Here is a 23,454-nt window from a genome sequence, read left to right as displayed (position 1 = left end):
GCCGTAAGCCGTAAGCCGTAAGCCGTAAGCCGTAAGCCGTAAGCCAGACCATGAAAACATCATGTTCACGCGGCGGCAATGCCTCCTTTTCATGCCCTCCAGCACACCTGCTTGATCGCGGCTTGCCGTCCTATCCACACATCTCAACCCTGCGGTCGAACCACTGCGCCTGCTAGCACTTTCAAACCCACGGCCTAAAAGCACCCTGGTAGTCCCTGTCCGTCCCTTCTCGTTATAAACTCGAACTCATAACGAATTTGACCGACAGGAAACCCCATGAAATCTTTGCTGTTTTCCGCCGCTTGCCTGCTGGCGATCACCACCACGGCCCACGCTTCCGACCTGCTGATTGCCACCGGCGCTGGCTATCGCAAGCCCGTCACGGAATTGATGGAAGCCTTCAATAACGAAACAGGCCTGACGGTAGAGAGCAGCTTTGGCAATATGCAGCAGGTCCGCGCCCAGAGCGAGCAAAATCCGGAGATTGCCGCCATCATTGGCGACCGCTTTTTTCTGGAACCCATGGGCATTGCCCAGCAGTTCGTGAACATCAGCCAGGGTGCGCTGATGCTGGCCGTGCCCAAGGGCAAGACCATTGATTCCATCCAGGATTTGCAGCAGCCCAGCTACGCCCGCATTGCAATTGGCGATGCCAAGAAAACGGTTTACGGCCGCGCCGCCACCACCTGCATGGAACGTGAAAAAATCCAGGCCGATGGTCGCACCATTGAAGTCGCCATGCTGCCGCAAGTATCGACTTACTTGCTGAACGGCGAAGTGGATGCCGGTTTCATCAACCGCAGCGAAGCGCTGGCCCACAAGGACAAGCTGGGCACCATCCTGCCCATGCCAGCCCAATGTCACGACCCGATTGATCTGAGCCTGGCCGTGCTCAAGGACCGCCCTGAAAACCCTGCCTTGCAATCCTGGACCCAGTTCCTGGGCTCGGACAAGGCCAAGTCCATTCTTGAGCGCCACGGCCTGTGATGTCTGCCTGGATGAGCTGCTCCAGCAGCTCGCTGGGTCTGAGTGTATATGTGCTGGCCGCCACCCTGGTGGCCCAATTGGTTCTGGGGGTAGCGCTGGCCTGGGTACTGGCCAGAAAACGCTTTCCGGGCCACGGATTACTCGATTCGCTGGTGAGTCTGCCGCTGGTTTTTCCACCGATTGTCATCGGTTATTTACTGCTGCTTGCCTTGGGGAGACAGGGCTGGCTGGCCAGTGCCACCGGCTGGTCACCCAATATTGTTTTTCAGCCTGCGGCCTTGTTGATTGCCGCCTTTATCGCCGGGCTGCCTTTAATGGTCAAACCCGTGCAAAACAGCATGAACAGCCTGTCGCCACGGCTGCGTGAAGCAGCGGCCACGCTGGGCCATGGCACTTGGTCCTACTTCTTCCGGGTGGAGTTGCCCTTGCTGCGGCCCGCCTTGGCCACGGGCCTGATTCTGTCGGGTGGCAGGGCGCTGGGCGAAGTCGGAATCTCGCTGATGTTGGGCGGCAATATCGCGGGCCGGACTGAAACCTTGTCTTTATCTATCTACAACGCCGTCCTGGATGGCGACACAAACTGTGCCAATGCGCTGTCCTGGTTGCTGGGGCTGACGGCATTAGCCTGCTTTTGGGCGCTGCGGCGCTACGGGAATCAAAAATGACGGTTTTTTTTGAACAAAGCCAAATCGACCAATGGATTGGCGAAGATGCATCCTACCTGGATCTGACCAGTCACATGCTGGGCCTGCACAACCAGCACACCACGCTGCGTTACGTCGTGCGTGACCATATCCGCGTGGCAGGCACCGAAGAGGTGGCCGAGATTGTGCGCTCTTGCGGCGGCCAGACCCAGCACTACACCCCCAGCGGCGTGGCGGCCATGCCCGGCCAGACCATCTTGCTGGCCCAAGGTCCCGCCAAAGCCTTGCTGCGTGCCTGGAAGGTTGGCCAGAACCTGCTGGAGTTTGCCTGCGGCATCGCCACCCTAACGCATCAAGTCGTGCAGGCCGTGCAAACGGTGAATGCCTCGGTGGCGGTGCTGACCACCCGCAAACATGCCCCTGGCGTGCGCAAGCTGGCCTTGAAAGCCACACTATCGGGCGGAGCCATGCCACATCGGCTGGGCCTGGGTGAAACCATCTTGATCTTCCCCCAGCACCGCGCGCTGATGGGTGGCTGGGAAGAGGTAGGCCGTGCAATTGCCCGTCACAAATACGCTTTGTGCGAAAAGAAAATCGTGATTGAAGCGGCGGATCTGGACGAAGCCTACAGCGCGGCCCAGGCTGGCGCAGACGTGGTGCAGTTCGACAAAGTCCCGCCTGAGACCCTGGCGCAAATCGTGCCTGCGCTACGCAAAGCCCATCCCAACGTCACCATTCTGGCAGCAGGCGGGATTCATGCAGGTAACGCAGCCGCCTACGCCGCAACGGGCGTGAATGCTTTGGTGACCAGCAGCCTGCACTACGCCAAACCGGCTGATATTGGAGTGAAGGTCAGCCTGACGGAGCCAGCGGAATCGCAGGAGCCGCTTGTAGCTCACAAGCTGGAGGGGCTGGAGTAACTACACCAACAGTCCACTCTTTGTCAGCGTTGTCCTCGCGGGCGCTTAGCGAAAGCCAGAAAGATAAGCTCCAGCATTAGAGTAAGTAATCAACCAACAGAATTACAAAGCACCAGCGACAAAATAAACGGGCCGCTGAAGCCGACGGAAAATGCGGAAACCAGCACGAGGACTACGCCTAACATCTGCCCACTGGCTACTTGAAAAGCAAGCAGCCAGTGAATAAGCTCCCGCAAAAAGCTTGGACTCAGCAGACCTTCGTCGACCCCAAATGCTGCAACAAGCGCTGCATGGGTTTGGATAGGGCGTCCCAGTCCTGATAACACAGGCACAGGGAGCGCTTGGCCCAAGTGTCACTCAAAGGCCGCGCTACAAAGCCGTGACGGCGCTTGTAGCGGCTGGCTACGCCTTGCGGCACAATCCCCAGGCCCACGCCGTGGGCCACCATCTGGCATAGCCCCTCAAAGGTTTTCATACGGATGCGCTGCGCCAAAACATGGCCCGCAGCGCGGGCATGTTCGTCCAGATGATCCTGCAAGGCATTACCCGGCATCAGGCCCACGAAAGGCTCATGCAGAACATCCTGCAAGCTCAATTTGCCGTGCGCCACCAAGGGATGAGCCGCAGCCATAATCAGCACCAAATGATCCTTGGCGACCGGCTCCAGCACCAGCCCCGATGCCTGTACTGCATCCGACACCACACCGGCCTCGGCCAAACCCGCAGCAACTGTACGCGCGATATCTGCGCTGGTGCGCTCTTTCAGTTCGATATGCAGATTAGGCCGCTGCGCCAACCAGGGTGCCAGACGGGACGGCAGAAATTCGGTTAAGGCCGCCGTGTTCGTATACAGGTGCAAGGTCCCCCGCGCTCCGACAGCAAAATCCTGCAGTTCCCCTTTCAGCAGATCATGCTGACGCAGCATCAAACGGGCATGGTGGGCCAGCGCCTCACCCGCTTCTGTGGTGACGACTCCACGCGGCAGCCGCTCCAGCAGGGCAACGCCCGCATCGTCCTCGATACGACGCAAACGCTCGCTGGCCGAGGCCAGAGCCAGATTCGCGCGTGCCGCCCCCTGTGTAATGCTGCCTGCATCCACAATGCTCAAGAACAAGTGAAGATCTGCCAGCCCCAGTCGCATGACCACTCCTGAAAACCCTTCGGATAAACCGAAGGATACCGTCTTAAATCCACATTGTGTACACCGGCCTGCCACGCTTCAATACAGGCATGAACGAATCACTCTCTTTCCTTCTTCTGATCGGCGCCACCTTCCTGGTAGCGGGCATGGTCAAAGGCATTACCGGCATGGGCCTGCCTACGGCCGCCATGAGCTTGCTGGGTCTGGTGATGTCACCCGCCTCGGCCGCCGCCTTGCTGGTGCTGCCTTCTTTCATCACCAATGTCTGGCAATGCTTTGCCGGGCCGTCCATGCTGGCTTTGCTGCGCAGGCTCTGGTCCATGATGCTGACCATTGTGCTGGGCACGCTCTGGGGCTCATCGCTGCTGGCCAATACCTCGCCACAGCTATCGGGCATGGCCTTGGGCATTGCACTGCTGGTTTACGCAGGCTATGCCCTTATCGCCCCCGCCCTGACCGTGTCACCCCGCTTCGAACCCTGGCTTTCACCCTTGATTGGTCTGGTGACCGGTATCGTCACCGGCATTACCGGCGTTTTTGTAATGCCTGCCGTGCCCTATCTGCAAGCCCTGAATCTGGATAAAGACGAGCTGGTGCAAGCCTTGGGGCTGTCCTTCACGATCTCTACAATCGCGCTGGCGGGTGGCCTGTTCATGCACGATGTGTTCAAGCTCAATCAGCTAGGCATGTCGACCTTGGTGATTATTCCTTCTTTGCTGGGTATGTGGCTGGGACAAAAGATCCGCGTACGCATCAGCCCGCGTCGCTTCAAGCAATGCTTGTTGCTGTTTCTGGCTGTGCTGGGTTTGCAGCTAATCATCCGACCCTTTGTTTGAGGCAGAGCACAAGGTAATTGTCGCTACTTGCCGGGTCGGATCGGGTCAGCAAGCAAGTTGGGGCTGACCAAGACGGCTTTCCAGATCACGCCTGAACCTTTGATCATCGAGCAGCCCATACCCTCGCTGCAAGTATTCCCAAGACTCTCAAATCATCTATTCCAACTGGAACCACCATGCCAAGCTCATCTCGCCATTTGCCTGTACTGGAGTATCTGCAACGCCAACTGGATGGCACGCTGACCGATGGCGAGCACACGCATATGCGTTACCCCACAGCAATCTCCCGGCTGCTGAACTTTCGCATTACGGCTATAGCTGAAGCCAGCGCCACGCTGGAGCTGGACGCTGATGCTGCCTTGCATGGCAACCAGCAGGGCACTGTACATGGCGGCCTTTTGTGCGAACTGGCCGATGCCGCCATCGGCACGGCCCATTCCACCTTGATGCAGGAAGGCGAAAGCTTTACCAGCATTGATCTGAAAGCCACCTTTCTACGCCCGGTCTGGCAAGAACGGCTGCAAGCCCGGGCCTGGGCCACGCATCGCGGACGCAGCATCAGCCATTACCGCTGTGAGATCCAGCGCGAAGACGGCAAGATGATTGCTACGGTGGAAAGCGCTGTCATGACCTTGAAAGGGGATCGGGCACAGGGGCGATAAAACTCCTGCTGCCGACTTCTTCAGACCTCAACCACAGCACCAAAAAACAGACAGCTTCTTTTAAACTTAAATAAAACAGAATGCCGTCTATCTATCTGTAAATAAAGAATATTCTAAAACCATCAAACCCCGATCAGGGATAGCCCCCATGCCCGCCTAGCCGCGCAACTTCTACACTAGGCACTGGTCACGCGCATCCTTATGCTCTGGAACAAGGGGTTCCCAATGTCGGCAGAAAATGGCTTGGATCTGTCGGTGTTGTACCGTCATCCAATCTTTCATTCCCACAGCGCCGAGCTGTCTCATCAGCCACTTAGCCGGGCCATTTCCCGGCATGCCCTGCATTGGGGTCGCGGGCGCATCAACACCAGCCTGTACCGCCGCGATATAGACCAGATCAGCCTGATGCGGCTGGGTTACGGTGCTGAAGTGGAAATCCAGGCCGATGCTTTCGGAGACTTCTGTCTGGTGCAAATGCCCTTGCAGGGCACGGCCGAATTCATCAGCGATGGCCATCACAAATTAACAGCCTATCCCGGCGATATTGCAGTAGTATCCCCCCGCCATCATGTGCGCACCTTGTGGCAGGCCGGTTGCGAACAGCTGATCGTGAAAATCCCCTACAGCCTGTTTGATGGCGTGGGCCACCAGACTCTGGCACAAGAGGGCATGACCCGAGGCTGTGTCTACAAGCTGGACCCCTGTATGGGCCCGCAATGGGCCAACCTCATCCAGCACCTGCTTCTGCTCCCGGCGCAACACAGCGACCGTTCGGCCAGCTGGACGCAGCATATTGAAAGCAGCCTGGCTTTATTCCTGCTGTGTCATCCCGCCGACGAACAGGCTGTGCAGGCTCTGGTGGATGAATCCATGGGAGCCGCAGCCCGGGCAGGGCAAATGCGTCTGCTCCAGGCCAGGAACTATGTGCTGGCGCATTTACACAGCAACATCTCACTGGATGATCTGGCTCAGGCAGCGGGTGTGAGTCCCCGCTTCCTGCATCTGCTGTGCCGTCGTCACTACAAGCAGTCCCCCATGAGCTGGGTACGCAATCTGCGTCTGGACGCCGCCCATCAGGTGCTGCAAAGCCGACCCCGCCCCAACGTCACCGAAGTGGCCCTGGCACATGGCTTTGGGCATCTGGGGCGGTTTTCTGCCTACTATCAGCAACGCTTCCAGGAGCTGCCCCATCAAACGGGGCAGACACGGCACACAAGCCTCAAACAGTCTTAGATGAACATGGACTGGTTGATGGGCAGATTGTGCTTCTTACAGTAGCTGGTGTAGTGGTCGATCATCCAGAACACATCAATGATTTCCAGGATGTTGTCGTTCTCGTCCAGGAACTCGATAGGCGTGCCCAGGTGGAACAGGGTTTCCATGCCTTCATCGGACACCAGCGTGTGCGTGCGGCCGGGGCTTTCGTGGATGTAATGGCCGGCGCGAGCCACCCAATCGTATTCCTCGTAACGCAGGCTGCCCGACAGGATGTAGCCGGTCACCACAGCGCGGTGACGGTGACGCCCCAAAGAACCACCCTTGTCGGCACGCATGATGTGCACCGAGGTGTTGTTGCGAATATCAAAGCTCAAGTGACGCAGCCAGATATTGGGGCCGAAGGGAATCCAGGGGGAGGTTTCTTCAGACGTATCGAAGTGGCCTTCAACCAGAGCGTATTCGTCGCGTACCTTGTCGATGCGCTTTTCGATCTCGATGTAGGGTGGGGTGCTGTTTTGAGTCATGACTTGTCTCTCTCATAGAAATAAAAACCGCTGCGTGTATGACACAGTCGGATGCCAATCCCCCCGGATTGGCTTGTTTTCATTCTATGGATTCATTTGGCACCGAACTATCCAGCTCTGGCACAACACAGCTGCGCATTATCCAGTTCTGGCACTCCTGTTCCGATCAGCTTTTCTGCCCCCGAAAAACATAGGCAGCAGACTCTTCGCTTGACTCCTGACACTCTTCATATTCATGCCATTTGGCAGCTCATTTTTTCACATTCAACAATACTGATTTTCATAAGCAAATCAAAAGAGTAAGGACGCTTATCGGCCATAAACACATGAGCGAATTGTCTTTCGTGGCGGCGGCGATCAGGCATGTAATACAAGGCATTGACTCGCACAGGTGCCCCCGTTTTCTGGCGGCACCTTGTCCTGATTTCACTGCAAGGAATTGCCATGAGCCGCCCTCTGAAAACCGTTATTGTGAATGGAAGCCTGCACCGTCCCTCCCGCACCCAAGTGCTGCTGGACGCGCTGCGCGACACACTGAACGATCAACTGGCACTGGACGTGCAAAACATCGAGCTGGTCAGCCTGCTGCCCGAACTGGGCGCGGCCCTGTCCACCGACGCCTTGCCCGCCCACGCGCATCAGGCCATCCAGGCCATTGAGCAGGCCGACTTTCTGATCGTGGGCTCGCCCATCTTTCGCGCAGGCATTCCGGGCCTGCTCAAGCACCTGTTCGATCTGGTCAACATGAATGCCCTGAACGGCACGCCTGTGCTGCTGGCCGCCACTGGCGGCAGTCAGCGCCATGCCCTGGTCATCGAACATCAGCTGCGTCCCCTCTTCAGCTTCTTCCAGTCTCTGACCTTGCCCATCGGGGTCTATGCCACGCCTGAAGAGATTCAGGATGGCGAAGTCAGCAGCGCCGCCCTGCAACAGCACATCCAACGCACCGTTGATCTGGCCGTACCTGTGCTGCACAGCATTCAAGCGCGTTTGCCGCTGCAAAATACCGTTCTGGAGGCTCAGGCAGCATGAGCCAAATTACCTCCACCACGCCCGATATTTTCTGGTTCCTGCCCACTTCGGGCGACACCCGTTATCTGGGCAAATCCGACTTTGGCCGTGCCCCCACCAACGAGTATCTGCGCAGCATTGCCGTCACCAGCGAGAACCTGGGTTATGACGGCTTGCTGATTCCTACCGGAGCCTCTTGCCTGGACCCTTGGGTGGTGGCGGCCAGCCTGGTTCCTGTTACCCAGCGCATCAAGCTACTGGTGGCACTGCGCACCTCTTTGGGCGCACCCGTCTCCAGCGCACGTCAGGCAGCGTCCTTGGACCAGGCCCTGCATGGCCGTTTGCTGCTGAATGTGGTGCCCGGCGGCGATGCCACTGAACTGGCAGCCGAAGGCGTGTTTCTGGACCACGATTCCCGCTACGAATACGCCAATGAATATCTGACGATCTGGCGTCAATTGCTCTCTGGCGAAACTGTGAATTTTCAGGGCAAGCACTTCCAGGTAAAGAACGGCCGCAACTTCTTTCCGCCTGTGCAAAAACCCTATCCACCCTTGTACTTTGGCGGCTCTTCGGACGCCGCACACGAGCTGGCTGCCGAGCATGTCGATGCCTACCTGACCTGGGGCGAGCCACCGGCTGCGGTGGGCAAGAAGTTTGAGGACATCCGCCGCCGTGCCGCCGCCCGTGGTCGCAAATTAAGGCTGGGCGTGCGCCTGCACGTGATTGTGCGCGAAACCAATGAAGAAGCCTGGGCCGAGGCGGATCGCCTGATCAGCAAATTAACGGACGAGGACATTGCCAAGGCACAGGCCAATTACGCCAGCATGGACTCGGTAGGCCAGAAACGCATGGCCGCCTTGCATGGTGGCCGTCGCGATCAGCTGGAAGTCTCGCCCAATCTGTGGGCAGGCGTGGGGCTGGTACGGGGCGGAGCAGGCACCGCCCTGGTAGGCGATGCCCAGACCGTGGCCCAGCGCTTGCAGGAATACATAGATCTGGGCGCGGACTCCTTTGTGCTCTCGGGCTATCCGCATCTGGAAGAGTCCATACGCTTTGCCGAGCTGGTGTTTCCACTTCTGGGCAAACGCGCCGTCACCGTCAGTGATCGCGCCCAGACCGGCGGCGCCTTTGACGCGCGCGGTGTTCAAAACCAGCAACTTTCTTCTGCATCATGAGCCAAAAAATAATCGATCTGCGTTGCCGACCTGCCTTCCTGCACAAGTTTTTCGGGGCTGAACCCGGCTCGCCAGAACACGCCACTGCTCGTTGGCTGAACCGCCGCGTAGGCACTCGTGGCAGCGATACCCACTTTGAAAAGTCGCTGAGCCAGGAGGGCTTTCTGGAAGAAGTGCGTCAGGCTGGGCTGAGCAAAGCGGTAGTCGTAGGCCGCCACACGCCATCGCAACACTTGCCCAACGACACCATTCACCAGATCGTGCATGGACACGAAGAATTGCTGGGCATTGCCGGTATAGACCCGACCCTGCAAGGCGAGCAGGAAGCCCTGGCCGAGGCGGAACGCGCCATCAAGGAACTGGGCTTGTCCGGCATTGATATCGAGCCGGGTTTTGGTGTTCCAGCACGTCACCCCGATGACCCGATTTACTGGCCGGTTTACGAGCTGGCCCGGCACCTGAAAGTGCCCGTCTTTTTGATGAGCGGCCCCACCACACCGGACCCACGCTATAACGACCCGGCCGGGCTGGCCAAAGTGGCCAAAGCCTTCCCGGATCTGCCTTTGGTGGTCTATCACGGCTATTGGCCCAATGTGCAGCAGGCCATAGGCCTGGCCTTTCTGCACGAGAACGTGCATCTGGTGCCAGATATGTACATTTTCCAGCCAGGTAATGAGGGCTATGTGCAGGCAGCCAACAGCTTTCTGTCCGAGCAATTGCTGTTTGGTTCGTCCTACACCTTCCGCCCGATTCGCCAGAGTATTGAGGACTTCCAGCAGTTGGGTTTCAAGGATGCAATTCTGGACAAGCTGTTTTATGGCAATGCGGCCAGGCTGTTTCAGCTGCCCAGGTAAGGTGAGGCCGGTGGCCTCTGACTCATTACATACAAGCGTCAGGTGTAGAACAAAATGCACACCAAAAGGGCGAGACAATCGCCCCTCTTTGATGGTGCTCCTTGGAGCCTATCGACATCCCCGCCCCAAAACACCCCAAGGGGGCACTAGCGATAGCGCCACAGTCTGCTTGCTTCTCGTCAATCCTCAGATCTCCGAGCGTACCAAGCAAAAGGGCACGAATGATTCGTGCCCTTTGTGTTTCCAAGAGGCGGCCCTGTCACTGGCCGCATAGCCTCAACTCTCCTTGGTCCCCACATGCCAGTAGTACACAGGCTCGGCCTCGTTCAGCAAAATATCCCCCACCGAACGAGCCTTGTAGATCACCGGATTATGCGAAGCCAAAGCTCGCGCATTACGCCAATGTCTATCCAGACGACGGGACTCCTCCAAGGCCGTAGAGCCACCTACATCGAACAAGCGCGTGGCTGCCCGCAAGACTGGCTCCACCACCGCCACTTGCGCCTGTGCCGTTCGCAGTTCCAGAGCATCCAAGGTTTCGCGGGAAATCTCCACACCCGCCTGCCGCTGATCCGCAATGTTTTGCAAATGAGCCGCCACATCACGTACCGCCAGTTGGGCGATATAAGCCGTGCTGGCCAGCTCTCCCACAATATGCTGCACCAAAGGGTCGTCCTTGGGCAGCGCCGCACTGCCATGGCTAAAGACGCGTTTGCGGTCCTGTACATAGGCCACAGCATCACGCTGCAAGGCTTGGGCAATACCTGCCAGGGTCGCCAAATGCACCAGTTGAAAGTAGGCCACCAAAGGCGTGGGTTCCTGACGTGGAAAACGGATGATGGCGCTCTCGGGCACGAGCACATCTGTCAGTACCGTTGTGCCAGAGCCCGTCAGCCTTTGTCCAAAGCCATGCCAGTCATCCAGACGCTCCACACCCTCCTGGTCGGTGGCAACCACGGCATGTACCGTTTCATCTTCCTGCCCCGTCCGGGTACTGCGGGCCACCACGGTGACCCAATCCGCGTACAAAGTGCCAGTGCTGTAGAACTTGCGGCCATTCAAGCGCCATTGCCCGGCCTGCTCGGCATCAGGCTCCAGCGTGGTTTGCAGTTGTCCGACAGCGCCCAAGCCAGTCTCGGTTGTGGCATTGCCAAAGATCGCTCCTTGGCCTGCCAACGGCAGCCACTGTGCTTGCGTGGCCTCATCCCGATCAATCAACAATCGGTCGATGAAGCCAAAATGAGGTCGCAGAATTTGGGCGACATTTGAATCTGCCGCGGCCAGCTCCTGAAACAGCTCAAAGAACACCGGAATGGAGACACCGCTGCCACCCCATTGAGGCGGCACACGCAGAGCCGTAAAGCCGCTGTCTTTCAGCCAAAGAATGGGTGCGTAGGCCAAGGTGCGGGTGTGCTCGCGCTCTGCAGCGGTATCGGCAATGCGCTGAAAGAGGGCGCTGAAACGGGCACGCAAGGCAGCCAGATCAGAAGGCCGCACACTTGCAGGCGCAGCCTCCGCCTTTCTTGCAAAAGCTGTCGCTGGCGCAGCATCAGGGGCAAAAACGGCAGTGTCAGTAATCATGATGTTCAGCCCTCAAGGAGCCTGCGTAATGGAGGCATGGCCCGCCGTTTTCCACGGCAAGGAATACAGCTTCTTGTCCCCCGCAAAAGACGCGTCGATCTGCGCGGCTACGGCAGGAGAGTTCTGATAAAGATCCACAAACTGGCGTATGCGCGGATCATCTCTATGGCTGCTTCTAGCCACAAAGCGAATCGCGTAATACAGGTCATCCACCGTGGAATACTGCAAAGCCTTGCTGGCCAGTTCAGCCTGCCCGGCGTTAACAAAGTGGGCCGGGTAGCCTTGGACCAGGGGCAGGTCATCGGCTGCGCGCACCAATTGCGGCCCTTCGACTTCCACAATGCGCAGCTTTCTGGGATTGGCCGTCACATCGTGAATCGAGGCACGTGCCGCCACACCGTCCTTCAGCTGGATCAGGCCCGCCGTCTGCAAGAGCAGCAAACCACGCGCCTGATTCACCGGGTCATTGGCCACCCCAACAGAAGCGCCTTCGGGCAGTGCATCCAAGGACTGGTACTGCTTGGAATACAAGCCAATATTGGGCAGCAAACCGTAAGCCACACTTTCAATGGCATAGCCACCTTCTTTGACAGCATTGTCCAAAAAAGCCTGATGCTGGAAGTAATTCAGATCCAGGTCCCCCGATGCCAGGGCCGTATTGGGTGTGGTCCAGTCGGTGAACTCGATGACTTCTACCTCCAACCCAATTTGCCTGGCCTCCTTGGCCGCCACGGCGACAGAGTCGGCCAAAGAGCCGGGGGTGACACCAATTTTCAACGCAGCAGCAGACACTTGGCCCGCAAGGCCCAAGGCTGCCAAGGCAAACACAGCACGAATAGAAAAACGGGCAAACAACATGGTCCAAACCTTATAAAAGTGCTCGTAAATAAGGGGGTTCAAGGCAGCGGATACAGGCTCTTTCCCGCCCGAATCAGCTTGCCTGCAAGGCGGAGGCGGCCGACTCATCCGATCCCGCTTCCGAGGTCGAGCCGGAATTCAAATGCCGCCACTGCGCAGCAGGGTGAGTGGCAGATACCCGATCACCTTGCCCAAACAGTTGCTGGCGCAGGGTTCCACCTTCGTAAGCCGTGCGATAGCGGCCCCGGTTTTGCAACTCGGGCACGATATAGCTGGCGAAGTCCTCCCAGGTTTCGGGCACAACGATGCGGGTCAGGTTGAAGCCGTCGATCTCGCCTTCATCAATCCAGGTAGTTAGTGCATCCGCCACTTGCTGTGGGTCGCCCACAATGGTTTTGTAGCGGCTACCCAGCGTGAATTGCTCCAGCAGCTTGCGGCGCGTCGTCCAGCCTTGTTTCTGGGCCGCTGCCGCTGCGGATTGAATCGCATTGCTGGGACCAAAGCTGATGGGTTCGTCCAGGTCATACTGGGCAAAATCCACGCCCGTGCTGGCCGCAAAGTGCGCCAGGCCGCCTTCGGAGCTGGCATGGGCCAGATAGTCGGCGTATTTTTCTTTAGCCTCGGCTTCCGTAGCACCCGTGACGACCGCCACGCCCGCATAAATTTTCAGATCCTGCGCTTGCCGCCCCGCATTGATCGCTGCCTGACGCAGCTTGCGGGACGAGTCCCTGGCCGCTTCCGGGTCCCGCGCACCGATAAAAACGCCTTCGGCATGTTGCCCGGCAAACTGCAGCCCACGTGCCGAGGTGCCAGCCTGGAACAGCAGAGGTGTGCGCTGGGGCGAGGGCGCGCTCATATGAATCGCATTGCTGCGATAAAACGGCCCTTCGTGATGCACGGTATGCACTTTCTCGGGCAGCGCATGGATGCGACGCTGCTTGTCGGCAATCAGCGCGCCATCTTCCCAGCTGCCTTCCCACAGCTTGTAGGCCAATTGCAAAAAGTCCTCGGCCCGGTCATAGCGGCTGTCGTGCGCATCCAGACCATCCTGCCCCAAGCCCCGCGCTCCGCTATCCACATAGCCGGTCACGATGTTCCAGCCTATGCGGCCATTGCTTAGCTGATCCAGCGTGCTGACATCACGTGCGAAGGTGTAGGGATGATGCGCCGCCACCGACGCCGTCAGGCCAAAGCCAATATGCTGCGTGACCGCCGCCATGGCCGACACCAGCAGCCAGGGATTGTTCACAGGCAGTTGAATGCCCTCGCGCAGCGTCAAGTCCACACCTTGCTGGTAGACGTCGTAATAGCCGACTACATCCGCCAGAAAAATGCCGTCGAACAAGCCTTTTTCCAGAGTTCTGGCCAGATCCGTCCAGTACTTCAGGGTGTGGTACTGCGTGGATTGATCCCGCGGATGCGTCCACAAACCATGGTGGATATGGCCGACGCAATTCATATTGAAGGCGTTGATATGGATGTGTTTCTTGGGCTGCGTCATGGGGCATTCTCCTTGCTTAATGCGGCAACCAGGTCAGGCGATACAGCTTTTTCTCGCCCTGGTAGAACTGATCGATTGCCTCGCGCACAGCGGGCGATGTTTTGTAGACCTCCAGGAACTGGGCAATGCGCGGGTCCTCCGTCTTGTCACTACGGGCCACAAACTGAATCGCCCAGGAATCGTCCTCGTAACTGGTCAAGGACAAGGCCTTGGTGGCATCGAAGGCTTTGGATGCCAGGATGAAATACGGAAAGCCCTGAGCCAGATCCACGTCCTGCGTGGCACGTGCCAATTGCGGGCCTTCCACTTCCACAAACTTCAAGTTTTTGGGGTTGGAAACAATGTCATCCGGAGTGCCCAGCAAGCCGGTTTCAGGGCGCAGCGTGATCAAGCCCGCATGTTGCAACAGGCGCAACCCACGGCCTACGTTGACGGCGTCACTGGCAATTGCCACTTTTGCGCCATCGGGCAAATCAGCCAAGGTGGCGTGCTTGAGGGAATACAGGCCCAAGTAAGACAAAATGCCCGGCTGCACACTGACCAGTTTGAAGCCCTTGTCGCGCACGGCATTGGCCAGGTAATTGCTGTTCTGGTAGTAGTTCAAATCGATATCGCCCGCATCCAGCGCCACATTCGGCGTGGCCCAATCGGTAAATTCGATCACCTGTACATCCACACCCTGCTTCTTGGCTTCCTGCGCGGCAACGGCCACCGAGTCCGCAAAAATGCCGGGCACAACACCGATTTTCAGAGGGGCTGCGGTTGCTGTGCTGCTCAACAAGACAGCGGTAGAAACAAGGCTGAATGCCGTCAGTTTTTTAAGAAATCGCGAGATAGTCATCAATCAAAATCCAGATAAAAGAGAAAGGCTCTTGGCCTGGAACACAGGCCATATCGAAGCGTATGTATGCCTTGCTAAAACATATTTATTGGCTCGCCTTGAGCCATGTGGAGCATCTGTTCTGCATCCTTGCAGTCGTGCCAAAACACGGTTTTTCAGGTGGCATCACAAAGCACCATGACGCGGCGGACGCACGCCATTCAGGGCATAGTTGCCAATGGCGTGATATTTCCAGCGCACCGGATCATGCAGGGTATGAACGCGGGCATTGCGCCAATAGCGATCCAGACCATGCTGGGCCTGCGTAGCGCTGGTGCCCCCCAGTTCAAACAACTTGCTGCCTGCCAACACACTGGCGCTAGTAGCCAGGGCTTTGGCCTGCGCGACGGCAATGGAGGCCTGAGCCACGCTGTCCTCATCCGGGGTTTGTTGGGCGGCATCCACAAAGCGGGCAGCGCGAGCCAGCAGCGCTTGCGCGGCACGCAGACGCACATGCACATTGCCCACTTCCTGCAATAGCAACGGGTCCTGTGCGGCGCTGTCCACACCAGCGGCAATCCAGGGGCGGCTGTGCTCGCGGATGAAGGGCAAGGTGGCCTCGAAAGCCCCTTGGCCTATGCCCAAATCCAGTGCCGCGTGGATGATCTGGGCGTAGGGGCCAATGGTGGTCGGACGCTCGAAGGAATCCGTGAACGGCACGACCCATTGCGGCTGCACAGGAACACGCGTGAACTCCACCGAACCACTGCCTGTGACACGTTGGCCAAAGCCGTCCCAATCGTCTGTCAGCGTGACGCCTGCAGCCCCGCGCGGTACAAAAACCAGATACAGGCGGCCATCATCAGGCGAGGTCGTCAACGTGGGAATCCAGTGCGCAAACAGCGAGCCCGTGCAATAGAACTTGCGGCCGTCTACGAACCAGCCATCCGGCTCTTTCAGCAATTGCGTGCGACGTACAAAGTCCTTCTTGCCGATCTCCGCCAATGCATTGCCAAAGCGTTTGCCTTGCAGCACCTGATCGTAGAAAAAGGCTTTTTGCTCGTGCGTCGCCCCCACACGCAACACTTCCAGCGCGTAATAGTGGTTTTGCGGGATATGGCCAAAGTTGCCATCGGCCTGAGCAATGCGCTGCACGACACGGGTGAGCACATCGGTGGAGACGCCTGCGCCCCCATATTCTTTGGGGACCGTAATGCCCCACAAACCGCTTTGACTGAACTGCTCCACCTCGCGATGCGGCAAGATACGGTCGCGATCACGCTCCAGCGCATGTTGGGCAATGGATTGTGCAAACTGCTCGGCTGCTTGCAGCGCTTCGGCCTCGGACTGGATGATGTGTACGGATGTAGAAAGCTGTGTAGTCATGGCCTCAATTCCATTGGTGATAAGACGGCGAGGCGCCATTGAGCAGGTAATTGCCCAGCAAGTGATATTTCCAGCGCACCGGGTCATGCAAGGTGTGCACGCGGGCATTGCGCCAGTGGCGGTCCAGGTTATGAGCTGCACGGGTGGACGATGAGCCAGCCAAGGCAAAGAGCTGTTCGCTGGCATTCAGGGCAGCTTCTGTCGTCAGGATTTTGGCCTCGGCAACGGCCACAGAGGCACGAGCGCTGCTGCCCGCATCCACGGGCTTGGCGGCCAACTCATCCAGCAAACGCGCTGCCTCCAGCAAGACTTCCTGAGCGGCATCCACCTCAATCTGCAAAGCACCCACTTCCTGAATGATGTGAGGGTCCTGCGTGGCGCTGGCCACACCCGAATCGGTCCAGGGGCGCGCCCGATTGCGGACAAATTCCAGCGCATCCCGCAAGGCACCCTGGGCGATACCGGCATCAATACTGGCTTGAATCAGTTGAGAAATCGGGCCTGACAGGGAAGGCTTGTCCACAAAGCGCCAGCTTTCCAGCACATGGTCTTCATCAACCAGAACCTGGTCGAATACCACACTGCCACTGGCGGTGGTGCGTTGCCCAAAGGCATTCCAGTCATCAATCACCTGCACACCGGGTGCATCACGGCGTACCCAGACTTGCACACCACGGCCTTGCTCATCCGCGGCTCGGAAGGGAATCCAATGCGCGAACAAGGCGCCGGTTGAATAAAAGCGTGTACCGCTGACACGCAAGCTGCCATCTGCTGCCCGAGCAAGATGGGCAGTGATGTCGGTAATCACCGCTGCCTTGCTCTTTTTCTCCGGCCCGCCATTGCCTAAACGCGCACCTTGCAGCACCGCCTGGAACCAGCGCTGCTTTTGAGATTCGGTGCCGGTGTCTTTCAGGTTCTGGATCAGCGCGAAATGGTTTTGCGGGATCTGACCCAGGGAAGGATCAGCCGCGCTGATGATGGCAAACACCTGCACCAGCGTTTCGTTGGAAGCTTCCAGACCGCCATAGGCTTTGGGAATAGTGATGGCACCCAGGCCACTGGCGGTATAGCGCTCTATCTCGTCCCAGGGAAGCTGGCGCAGGCGGTCGCGCTCGGCAGCGGTTTGAGCAAATTCAGTGGCCAATTGCCGAGCAATGGCGAGGGCTTCGGCCTCGCTGCCAATCACATGAGGCTGTTGGGGGGGCAAGGGCAGACGCTGCTTTGCAGATGCTTCGGGCAAAGCTCCGCCCTGAGTAATCCGATCATTCATACGGCACTCTTTTCAATGACTAAAAACGGTAGGGATAGACGCAGCTTCCAGCACCTGCGTCCCGGCTCAAGACAGAGCGTCCGAGCAAACAAAGAACATCACATTCCTTGCCAAGGCGACGCCACTACGTGCGCCAGCCCTTGGCTGAACTCGGATCAACGTGCGCGCAGCCAATGCACGTAGCGGTCCCCAGCAACCTGCACTACGGTCACTAAAGCAATCAGCACAGCAATCACGATCAACATCACCTGCGTATCAAAACGCTGATAGCCATAGCGGATCGCCAAGTCACCCAAGCCACCGGCACCGACCGCACCGGCCATGGCCGAGGAACTGATCAAGGCCACGATGGTGATGGTGAAGCCACCCACAATGCCGGGCAGTGCCTCGGGCAAGTAGACATGGCGCACAATGTCCCACTTCTTGCAGCCCATGGCTTGAGCCGCTTCAATCAGGCCCGAATCCACCTCGCGCAGGCTGACCTCGGCAATCCGTGCGAAGAACGGCGTGGCGCTGATTGCCAGGGGCACAATGGCCGCCCACACTCCAATCGTGGTGCCTGCCAGCAAACGCGTGAAAGGAATCAGCGCGACCAGCAAAACAATGAAGGGCGTAGCCCGAAAACCATTCACCACGCTACCCACCGCCCGGTTGATCCTGGGCGACTCCCAAAAGCCATGAGGGGCCGTCACAATCAAGAGCACCGCCAGCGGAATACCGGCCAGAAAGGCGATGCTCCCCGATACGCCCACCATCATCAGCGTGTCCAGAAACGCCTGCCAATAACGTTCAGCGGGGATACTCAGATTCCACAACATATCCAATGTCCTCAATGTGATGCGCGATGGCCGCCGGGCCTTGCGTCAGGGATTTCAAATCGGGCAGGCTTACATGCCCCTCAATAGCGACCAGCAAGCGTCCATGTGCATGGCCCTGGATGCGGTCCACGCCGCCATGCACCAGCTGCGGCTGGCCGGGCAGGCTGCGGGCAATGCGCAGCAAATCCGGCTCCCAGCCACCTTCGCCGCTATAGCTCAATTGCAGGATGCGGCTGTAGGTCCCGGTTTCAGGAGGCTGCTGCACCAGACGCGCCTGCAAGTCCTCCGGCAAGGTGTGCTGCAAGGGTGCCAGCAGCGCCTTGGTGGCGTCATGCTGCGGCTTACCAAATACACGCCAGACCTCTCCCTGTTCGGCAATGCGGCCTTTTTCCAGCACCAGCACGCGGTCGGCAATTTCACGGATCACGCTCATCTCATGCGTAATCAGCACGACGGTGATGCCCAGACGGCGGTTAATGTCCTTGAGCAGACTCAGGATGGACTGCGTGGTCTCCGGGTCCAGCGCCGAAGTGGCTTCATCGCACAGCAAAATCTCCGGGCCGGTGGCCAAGGCGCGAGCAATGCCCACACGCTGCTTTTGCCCACCCGACAAACGACTGGGATAGGTATCAGCCTTGTCTTGCAGACCAACCAGTTGCAGCAGTTCCTGAACGCGCTGGGCAATATCCTGCGCGGACACACCAGCCACCTTCAAGGGCAGGGCCACGTTCTCGTACACCGTCTTGGCAGACAGCAAATTGAAGTGCTGAAAAATCATGCCAATGCGGCGACGCAGCTGCACCAGCTCCGATTCATTCAGACGGGCAATGTCCACGCCGTCTACCAACACCTGGCCGCTGCTTGGGCGCTCCAGCCGGTTGATGGTGCGCAGCAAGCTGGACTTACCCGCGCCACTGCGACCGATAATGCCGAAGATGCTGCCCGGCTCTATGTCCAGATCAATGTCCTGCAAAGCAGGCACAGCGCCTGCCGAGGACTGATAGATTTTGGACAGATTACGGAAGGCCACGCTGCCTGCCTTGACGACGCTGGGCTGCTGTTCCAGTTCCGCTTTGACAGACGCACTGGCCTTGTGAACCTCGCGCTGTCCTGCGGCCTGTTCGGCGGTATCGCGTAATTCGTCCAAATTACGCCGTAGTGCTGATGTGTATGCCATATCACTTGCTCGCTGTGCTGCTGCCTTGCCAGGGCAAGGTGTACAGATGGGGGTTGTGATCAAAGCGGTCTGCAATCGTGTTGCGTACCGCCTGCGACTGCTGGAACAGCTCCACGAACTGTTTCAGGGCAGGGTCGTTGACGCGGTCTTTGCGTGTGACAAAACCCATTGCATAAAAGGTGTCGGCAATGCCGGAATAGACCAGGGCCTTGCCCGCATCCGCCTTGCGGCCAGCGCTGACGAAATAGCTGGGCCAGACGACGGCCAGATCCACATCTGGCAGGGAATGAATCAGTTGCGGGCCTTCAATTTCCACCAGCTTGAGCTGCTTGGGGTTGTCCACCACATCATTGACCGTAGCCCCGGTATCCAGACCATGGCGCAAGGTAATCAGGCCCGCTTTTTGCAGCAGCAACAGGCCACGGCCCTGATTGACCGGATCATTCGGCAAGGACACGGTTGCGCCCTTGGGAACCTGGTCCAGGGACTGGTACTTGTTCGAGTACAGGCCAATGTTTTGCAGCAAGCCCAGACCAATCAATTCCAGGTCGTAACCACGCTCCTTGATGGCATTGTTCAAAAAGGCTTCGTGCTGGAAGAAATTCACATCAATATCGCGGTTATTGACGGCCTCATTGGGCAGCGTCCAATCCGTAAATTCCACCAGCTGAATATCCAGACCCTGCTTCTTGCCTTCCGGGATCAGCGCTTGCACCGCATCCGAGGTTGCACCGGGAATGGAGCCCACTTTGATCACGGCGGCGGAGCTGCTGAAAGGCAGGGCAGCGGCAAACAGAATGCCCAGCGCCCAACGCTGCACGCGAGAGGAGAAAATCGCCGTCATTATTTCGCCCCTCCTTGGGTATTCAGCCAGGCCAGGGTGTAGAGGCGTTCGTCGTTATTGAATGCCGCACGCGACACGTCACGTACAGACTGCGAGTTTTGATAGATGGAAATGAACTTTTGAATGACAGGGTCGTTGGTACGGTCCGCTTTCACCACGAACTGAATCGCAAACTGCGCATCTTCTATACCGGAGTAGGCCAGACCACTGGAAGGATCAAAGGCTTTGGCCGCCACGATGAAATGCGGATAGCCCTGGGCAATATCCACATCACCCGTAATACGCACCAGTTGCGGGCCTTCCACTTCCACAAAGCTGAGCTTTTTGGGGTTCTCGACAATGTCATCCAGGCTGCCCAGATAACCGACCTCTGGCTTGAGCTTGATCAGCCCGACTTTTTGCAGCAACAGCAGACCACGGCCCTGGTTCACGGGATCGTTGGCAATGCCTACCTTGCCGCCTTGGGGGACTTGGTCCACCGCCTGATGCTTGAGCGAATACACACCCACATTGGCCAGAATTCCCGTGCCCGCGCTGGCCAGCTTGTAGCCGTTTTTCTCGATGGCGTTTTTCAGGAAAGGCTGGTGCTGGAAGTAGTTGATATCAATATCGCCGTTATCCACCGCCACATTGGGCGTGGTCCAGTCGGTGAATTCAATCACCTCGACATTGATGCCTTGGGCCTTGGCATCCTGAGCCGCGGCATTGATGGAATCGGCATAGGCGCCCGGCACCACGCCAATGCGTAAAGAGTCGGCAGCGATGGCCGGAGAAACAGCCAGCACAAGGGCACTAGCTACGATGAGTTTGGACAGATGCTGGAGCATGGTAAACAGTGCCTCACGGGGTGGGCCTGCGCTTGCAGGCAAATCTTGGAAGCTTCTATTACATCGACTCCCTTCCCCTGGCACCACAACAGAACAATCATTTACTTATGCTGGCTAACAGCTGGATGAAATTACCTCAAGTTATTGATATTTATATTATTTTTTAAAATAATATAAATACTGCCAACGATGGTATTTGTGATATTTCGTGCGCGTTTCAAGTTAGCCGTGGGAGTGCAAGAGCAGAGGTCACAAATGGTTTTTTGCCTGCCTTCGCGCAATTTTTCCAAACTTATATCAAGGAACTTAACTTATAATTAACTTATATTTTGTCCATGAACTCGATATTCTGGACACCCAAAGCCGCCAAACAGCTGCGCAAGATCGACAGGCAACACCAGGGCGCTATCCGCGACGGTGTCGGCAACTTGGCTGACATGCCCAATTGCTCCGGATCGCAGAACATCAAAGCGCTGACGAATCACCAGTATGGCTATCGCCTGCGCATCGGAAACTATCGCGTCCTGTTTGATTGGGACGTAGAGATAAGAATTATCGACATCCAGGAAGTGAGAAAGCGCGATGAACGCACGTACTAACATTCAGATCATCAATGGCCCCGACGGCAATCCCGCTTTTGTCGTGATTCCCTACCAGGACTACATCGCCAGCCAGGCCCAGGACGGCGGGCTGATCCCCCACGCCGTCGTCAGCAGCACGATCGACGGTGCTACGCCGGTTCGGGCATGGCGTGAACACCTTGGGCTGACACAGGCAGAGCTGGCCGCTCGTCTGGGTATCAGCCAATCTGCCTATGCTCAGCAAGAGAGCAGCGAGCGGCTACGCAAAAGCAGCCTGGAACGCATTGCAGCCGCGCTTGGGATCACACCTGAGCAACTCGACTTCTAAGCCAGGAACGGCGGCTTGCAGGCCTGCGCCAAACCGCCAGACCCGCAGGGCTACCAAAACCCAAAGACCAAAAAAAATCCGCCCGAAGGCGGATTTCTTTACAGCAAGCTGGCCGCTTAGCCGCGAACCTTGACCAGAATTTCGTCCAGCCAGGCCAGCATCAGGTCGATTTCGTCGGCCGTGATGTTCAGGGCTGGCATGAAACGCAGCAGGTTAGGACGTGGCGAGTTCAGCAACATGCCTTCTGGAGCGCGGTCGCGGGCAGCAGCCACGATTTCCGGACCGTCGTCCTGATCCAGGATCAGGGCACGCAGCAGACCTTCACCACGCTCGCCGTTCATGCCCCACTTGGCGCTGATGGCCAGCAGGCCTTCGGACAGTTGCTTGGCGCGGGCGTTGACCGACTCCAGGAAGCCAGGGGCAGTCAGTTCGTCGAACACGGCTACGCCAGCAGCGGTCATCAGAGGGTTACCGTTGTAGGTACCACCCTGGTCGCCTGGCTGGAAGCAGGACACTTCTTCGCGGGCGCACAGTGCCGACAGAGGCACGCCACCACCAATGCCTTTACCCAGGGTCATGATGTCAGGACGGATGCCCGAGTGTTCGTAGGCAAACATGGTGCCGGTACGGCCCATGCCGGTTTGCACTTCGTCCACGATCAGCAGCAGCTTGTGCTCGTCAGCCAGGGCGCGCAGGCCCTTCATGAATTCCACGGTAGCGGGAATAACACCGGCCTCGCCCTGTACGGGTTCGAGCATGATGCCCACAGTTTGATCGTCGATCAGCGCGCGCACGGATTCCAGATCGTTCAGCTTGGCTTTAGGAAAGCCGTCGACCTGAGGAGCAAACATGCGATCCCAGCCGGGTTTGCCGGACAGGGACATGGTGGCCAGGGTACGGCCATGGAAAGAGTGCTCAAAAGAAATGATCTTGTAAGCGTTGTTCTTGTTGATCTGACCCCATTTGCGCGCCAGCTTGATGGCACCTTCGTTGGCTTCGCCACCGCTGTTGGCAAAGAACACGCGGTCAAAGCAGGAGTGTTCCACGATGCGTTTGGCCAGCTCGATAGAGGGCTCGTTGTAGAACGCAGGCGAGGGGTTGATCAATTTGGACGCTTGTTCGGTGATCGCCTTGATCACGTTGGCAGGGCTGTGGCCCAGCGCGTTCACGGCCCAGCCCTGGACGGTGTCCAGGTATCGCTTGCCGTTGTGATCTTGCAGCCAGGAACCTTCTCCTCGCACAAAGACCAACTCCGGACGCTGGGTAATTTCCATTAATGCACGTACACCGGCCCGATCGAATTCCATAACGGCAAACCTTGATGAAAATGAAAGAAGAAAAAATAAACCAGCCCGGCGGCTGGACAATTAATTCTAACGCAGCACACCCCCAGCAGGACGCTTATGCCTGGGACAATGGCCATCTGGCCGTGGATTGTCCCTTTTCTGGTACACATCCGCGCCCTGGCAGGCGCCAAAGCGTTTTAAG

24 protein-coding genes are annotated in these 23,454 nt (G+C 57.8%); 11 read left to right on the top strand and 13 right to left on the bottom strand.

The window, feature by feature from the left end:
• The first annotated feature begins 276 nt into the window (after positions 1-276).
• Genes modA through modD form a run of 3 tightly spaced genes read left to right on the top strand, consistent with a single transcriptional unit; the run spans position 277 to position 2,551 of the window.
• Entirely contained in the window at positions 277-987 is a 711-nt protein-coding gene (gene modA, locus DUD43_RS00610) for a molybdate ABC transporter substrate-binding protein (protein WP_153228708.1), read from the top strand.
• A complete protein-coding gene (gene modB / locus DUD43_RS00605; protein WP_194273422.1) occupies positions 987-1,652 on the top strand; it encodes a molybdate ABC transporter permease subunit in 666 nt (221 codons plus the stop codon). Before modA ends, modB begins: the two co-directional genes overlap by 1 nt.
• Entirely contained in the window at positions 1,649-2,551 is a 903-nt protein-coding gene (gene modD / locus DUD43_RS00600) for a ModD protein (protein ID WP_153228707.1), read from the top strand. The genes modB and modD overlap by 4 nt, the downstream gene beginning before the upstream one ends.
• Positions 2,552-2,798: 247 nt before the next feature.
• Here the strand turns inward: modD and DUD43_RS00595 are convergent, their stop codons facing one another.
• Positions 2,799-3,692, bottom strand: coding sequence for a LysR family transcriptional regulator (locus tag DUD43_RS00595; protein ID WP_153228706.1), 894 nt, complete (start codon positions 3,690-3,692; stop codon positions 2,799-2,801).
• Positions 3,693-3,781: 89 nt separating this feature from the next.
• Here DUD43_RS00595 and DUD43_RS00590 point away from each other — a divergent pair, with 89 nt between their 5' ends.
• The 3 genes from DUD43_RS00590 to DUD43_RS00580 all read left to right on the top strand — a co-directional run bounded on the left by DUD43_RS00590 (position 3,782) and on the right by DUD43_RS00580 (position 6,423).
• Positions 3,782-4,528 carry a sulfite exporter TauE/SafE family protein gene (locus DUD43_RS00590; RefSeq protein WP_153228705.1) on the top strand — a complete coding sequence of 249 codons (747 nt, stop codon included), beginning with the start codon at positions 3,782-3,784 and terminating at the stop codon, positions 4,526-4,528.
• Positions 4,529-4,704: 176 nt separating this feature from the next.
• Positions 4,705-5,190 (top strand): PaaI family thioesterase, encoded by a 486-nt coding sequence (locus tag DUD43_RS00585; RefSeq protein ID WP_153228704.1) that lies wholly within the window; start codon positions 4,705-4,707, stop codon positions 5,188-5,190.
• 225 nt (positions 5,191-5,415) lie between these two features.
• A complete protein-coding gene (locus tag DUD43_RS00580) occupies positions 5,416-6,423 on the top strand; it encodes an AraC family transcriptional regulator (RefSeq protein ID WP_153228703.1) in 1,008 nt (335 codons plus the stop codon).
• Here the strand turns inward: DUD43_RS00580 and DUD43_RS00575 are convergent.
• On the bottom strand, positions 6,420-6,932 hold the full coding sequence (locus DUD43_RS00575; RefSeq protein ID WP_026483888.1) for a 2,4'-dihydroxyacetophenone dioxygenase family protein: 513 nt from the start codon (positions 6,930-6,932) through the stop codon (positions 6,420-6,422). The genes DUD43_RS00580 and DUD43_RS00575 overlap by 4 nt on opposite strands.
• 444 nt (positions 6,933-7,376) lie before the next feature.
• Here DUD43_RS00575 and msuE point away from each other — a divergent pair, with 444 nt between their 5' ends.
• Genes msuE through DUD43_RS00560 form a run of 3 tightly spaced genes read left to right on the top strand, consistent with a single transcriptional unit; the run spans position 7,377 to position 9,975 of the window.
• A complete protein-coding gene (gene msuE / locus DUD43_RS00570; RefSeq protein WP_153228702.1) occupies positions 7,377-7,964 on the top strand; it encodes an FMN reductase in 588 nt (195 codons plus the stop codon).
• Positions 7,961-9,121, top strand: a complete 1,161-nt coding sequence (gene ssuD / locus DUD43_RS00565) for an FMNH2-dependent alkanesulfonate monooxygenase (RefSeq protein ID WP_153228701.1) — start codon at positions 7,961-7,963, stop codon at positions 9,119-9,121. The genes msuE and ssuD overlap by 4 nt, the downstream gene beginning before the upstream one ends.
• A complete protein-coding gene (locus DUD43_RS00560) occupies positions 9,118-9,975 on the top strand; it encodes an amidohydrolase family protein (protein ID WP_153228700.1) in 858 nt (285 codons plus the stop codon). The genes ssuD and DUD43_RS00560 overlap by 4 nt, the downstream gene beginning before the upstream one ends.
• A 276-nt stretch (positions 9,976-10,251) precedes the next feature.
• Here DUD43_RS00560 and DUD43_RS00555 read toward each other — a convergent pair whose 3' ends face one another.
• From DUD43_RS00555 to DUD43_RS00510, 10 genes are all read right to left on the bottom strand, one after another.
• Complete coding sequence (locus tag DUD43_RS00555) at positions 10,252-11,556, bottom strand: acyl-CoA dehydrogenase family protein (RefSeq protein ID WP_153228699.1); 1,305 nt, start codon at positions 11,554-11,556, stop codon at positions 10,252-10,254.
• Between the two features lie 12 nt (positions 11,557-11,568).
• Positions 11,569-12,414 carry a MetQ/NlpA family ABC transporter substrate-binding protein gene (locus DUD43_RS00550; protein WP_153228698.1) on the bottom strand — a complete coding sequence of 282 codons (846 nt, stop codon included), beginning with the start codon at positions 12,412-12,414 and terminating at the stop codon, positions 11,569-11,571.
• Positions 12,415-12,487: 73 nt separating this feature from the next.
• On the bottom strand, positions 12,488-13,915 hold the full coding sequence (locus DUD43_RS00545) for an LLM class flavin-dependent oxidoreductase (RefSeq protein ID WP_153228697.1): 1,428 nt from the start codon (positions 13,913-13,915) through the stop codon (positions 12,488-12,490).
• A gap of 16 nt (positions 13,916-13,931) precedes the next feature.
• The gene (locus DUD43_RS00540; RefSeq protein ID WP_153228696.1) at positions 13,932-14,756 is read right to left on the bottom strand and encodes a MetQ/NlpA family ABC transporter substrate-binding protein; all 825 of its coding nucleotides are present in this window, start codon (positions 14,754-14,756) and stop codon (positions 13,932-13,934) included.
• Positions 14,757-14,921: 165 nt separating this feature from the next.
• Complete coding sequence (locus tag DUD43_RS00535) at positions 14,922-16,121, bottom strand: SfnB family sulfur acquisition oxidoreductase (protein WP_153228695.1); 1,200 nt, start codon at positions 16,119-16,121, stop codon at positions 14,922-14,924.
• 4 nt (positions 16,122-16,125) lie between these two features.
• Complete coding sequence (locus tag DUD43_RS00530) at positions 16,126-17,391, bottom strand: SfnB family sulfur acquisition oxidoreductase (protein ID WP_153228694.1); 1,266 nt, start codon at positions 17,389-17,391, stop codon at positions 16,126-16,128.
• 155 nt (positions 17,392-17,546) lie between these two features.
• Complete coding sequence (locus DUD43_RS00525) at positions 17,547-18,209, bottom strand: methionine ABC transporter permease (RefSeq protein WP_153228693.1); 663 nt, start codon at positions 18,207-18,209, stop codon at positions 17,547-17,549.
• Positions 18,181-19,386 (bottom strand): methionine ABC transporter ATP-binding protein, encoded by a 1,206-nt coding sequence (locus tag DUD43_RS00520; RefSeq protein ID WP_153228692.1) that lies wholly within the window; start codon positions 19,384-19,386, stop codon positions 18,181-18,183. The genes DUD43_RS00525 and DUD43_RS00520 overlap by 29 nt, the downstream gene beginning before the upstream one ends.
• 1 nt (position 19,387) lies before the next feature.
• The gene (locus tag DUD43_RS00515) at positions 19,388-20,230 is read right to left on the bottom strand and encodes a MetQ/NlpA family ABC transporter substrate-binding protein (RefSeq protein WP_045930521.1); all 843 of its coding nucleotides are present in this window, start codon (positions 20,228-20,230) and stop codon (positions 19,388-19,390) included.
• Complete coding sequence (locus DUD43_RS00510; protein ID WP_042484869.1) at positions 20,230-21,057, bottom strand: MetQ/NlpA family ABC transporter substrate-binding protein; 828 nt, start codon at positions 21,055-21,057, stop codon at positions 20,230-20,232. The genes DUD43_RS00515 and DUD43_RS00510 overlap by 1 nt, the downstream gene beginning before the upstream one ends.
• A gap of 335 nt (positions 21,058-21,392) precedes the next feature.
• Here DUD43_RS00510 and DUD43_RS00505 point away from each other — a divergent pair, with 335 nt between their 5' ends.
• Entirely contained in the window at positions 21,393-21,656 is a 264-nt protein-coding gene (locus DUD43_RS00505; protein WP_035269329.1) for a type II toxin-antitoxin system RelE family toxin, read from the top strand.
• A complete protein-coding gene (locus DUD43_RS00500; RefSeq protein ID WP_026483905.1) occupies positions 21,640-21,966 on the top strand; it encodes a helix-turn-helix domain-containing protein in 327 nt (108 codons plus the stop codon). The genes DUD43_RS00505 and DUD43_RS00500 overlap by 17 nt, the downstream gene beginning before the upstream one ends.
• A 116-nt stretch (positions 21,967-22,082) precedes the next feature.
• Here DUD43_RS00500 and DUD43_RS00495 read toward each other — a convergent pair whose 3' ends face one another.
• Positions 22,083-23,273, bottom strand: coding sequence for an acetylornithine transaminase (locus tag DUD43_RS00495; RefSeq protein WP_153228691.1), 1,191 nt, complete (start codon positions 23,271-23,273; stop codon positions 22,083-22,085).
• Positions 23,274-23,454 lie beyond the last annotated feature (181 nt).

Source organism: Alcaligenes faecalis, from assembly GCF_009497775.1.
Classification (GTDB): Bacteria; Pseudomonadota; Gammaproteobacteria; order Burkholderiales; family Burkholderiaceae_B; genus Alcaligenes; species Alcaligenes faecalis_D.
The sequence above is the reverse complement of the archived record's forward strand: the minus strand, read 5'-3'. Positions and strand labels throughout refer to the sequence as shown.

What these genes read in the sequence shown, in the direction of transcription:
- modA (WP_153228708.1), top strand. Translation starts at nt 277, where the DNA reads ATGAAATCTTTGCTGTTTTCCGCCGCTTGCCTGCTGGCGATCACCACC.
- modB (WP_194273422.1), top strand. Translation starts at nt 987, where the DNA reads ATGTCTGCCTGGATGAGCTGCTCCAGCAGCTCGCTGGGTCTGAGTGTA.
- modD (WP_153228707.1), top strand. Translation starts at nt 1,649, where the DNA reads ATGACGGTTTTTTTTGAACAAAGCCAAATCGACCAATGGATTGGCGAA.
- DUD43_RS00595 (WP_153228706.1), bottom strand. Translation starts at nt 3,692, where the DNA reads ATGCGACTGGGGCTGGCAGATCTTCACTTGTTCTTGAGCATTGTGGAT.
- DUD43_RS00590 (WP_153228705.1), top strand. Translation starts at nt 3,782, where the DNA reads ATGAACGAATCACTCTCTTTCCTTCTTCTGATCGGCGCCACCTTCCTG.
- DUD43_RS00585 (WP_153228704.1), top strand. Translation starts at nt 4,705, where the DNA reads ATGCCAAGCTCATCTCGCCATTTGCCTGTACTGGAGTATCTGCAACGC.
- DUD43_RS00580 (WP_153228703.1), top strand. Translation starts at nt 5,416, where the DNA reads ATGTCGGCAGAAAATGGCTTGGATCTGTCGGTGTTGTACCGTCATCCA.
- DUD43_RS00575 (WP_026483888.1), bottom strand. Translation starts at nt 6,932, where the DNA reads ATGACTCAAAACAGCACCCCACCCTACATCGAGATCGAAAAGCGCATC.
- msuE (WP_153228702.1), top strand. Translation starts at nt 7,377, where the DNA reads ATGAGCCGCCCTCTGAAAACCGTTATTGTGAATGGAAGCCTGCACCGT.
- ssuD (WP_153228701.1), top strand. Translation starts at nt 7,961, where the DNA reads ATGAGCCAAATTACCTCCACCACGCCCGATATTTTCTGGTTCCTGCCC.
- DUD43_RS00560 (WP_153228700.1), top strand. Translation starts at nt 9,118, where the DNA reads ATGAGCCAAAAAATAATCGATCTGCGTTGCCGACCTGCCTTCCTGCAC.
- DUD43_RS00555 (WP_153228699.1), bottom strand. Translation starts at nt 11,556, where the DNA reads ATGATTACTGACACTGCCGTTTTTGCCCCTGATGCTGCGCCAGCGACA.
- DUD43_RS00550 (WP_153228698.1), bottom strand. Translation starts at nt 12,414, where the DNA reads ATGTTGTTTGCCCGTTTTTCTATTCGTGCTGTGTTTGCCTTGGCAGCC.
- DUD43_RS00545 (WP_153228697.1), bottom strand. Translation starts at nt 13,915, where the DNA reads ATGACGCAGCCCAAGAAACACATCCATATCAACGCCTTCAATATGAAT.
- DUD43_RS00540 (WP_153228696.1), bottom strand. Translation starts at nt 14,756, where the DNA reads ATGACTATCTCGCGATTTCTTAAAAAACTGACGGCATTCAGCCTTGTT.
- DUD43_RS00535 (WP_153228695.1), bottom strand. Translation starts at nt 16,121, where the DNA reads ATGACTACACAGCTTTCTACATCCGTACACATCATCCAGTCCGAGGCC.
- DUD43_RS00530 (WP_153228694.1), bottom strand. Translation starts at nt 17,391, where the DNA reads ATGAATGATCGGATTACTCAGGGCGGAGCTTTGCCCGAAGCATCTGCA.
- DUD43_RS00525 (WP_153228693.1), bottom strand. Translation starts at nt 18,209, where the DNA reads ATGTTGTGGAATCTGAGTATCCCCGCTGAACGTTATTGGCAGGCGTTT.
- DUD43_RS00520 (WP_153228692.1), bottom strand. Translation starts at nt 19,386, where the DNA reads ATGGCATACACATCAGCACTACGGCGTAATTTGGACGAATTACGCGAT.
- DUD43_RS00515 (WP_045930521.1), bottom strand. Translation starts at nt 20,230, where the DNA reads ATGACGGCGATTTTCTCCTCTCGCGTGCAGCGTTGGGCGCTGGGCATT.
- DUD43_RS00510 (WP_042484869.1), bottom strand. Translation starts at nt 21,057, where the DNA reads ATGCTCCAGCATCTGTCCAAACTCATCGTAGCTAGTGCCCTTGTGCTG.
- DUD43_RS00505 (WP_035269329.1), top strand. Translation starts at nt 21,393, where the DNA reads ATGAACTCGATATTCTGGACACCCAAAGCCGCCAAACAGCTGCGCAAG.
- DUD43_RS00500 (WP_026483905.1), top strand. Translation starts at nt 21,640, where the DNA reads ATGAACGCACGTACTAACATTCAGATCATCAATGGCCCCGACGGCAAT.
- DUD43_RS00495 (WP_153228691.1), bottom strand. Translation starts at nt 23,273, where the DNA reads ATGGAATTCGATCGGGCCGGTGTACGTGCATTAATGGAAATTACCCAG.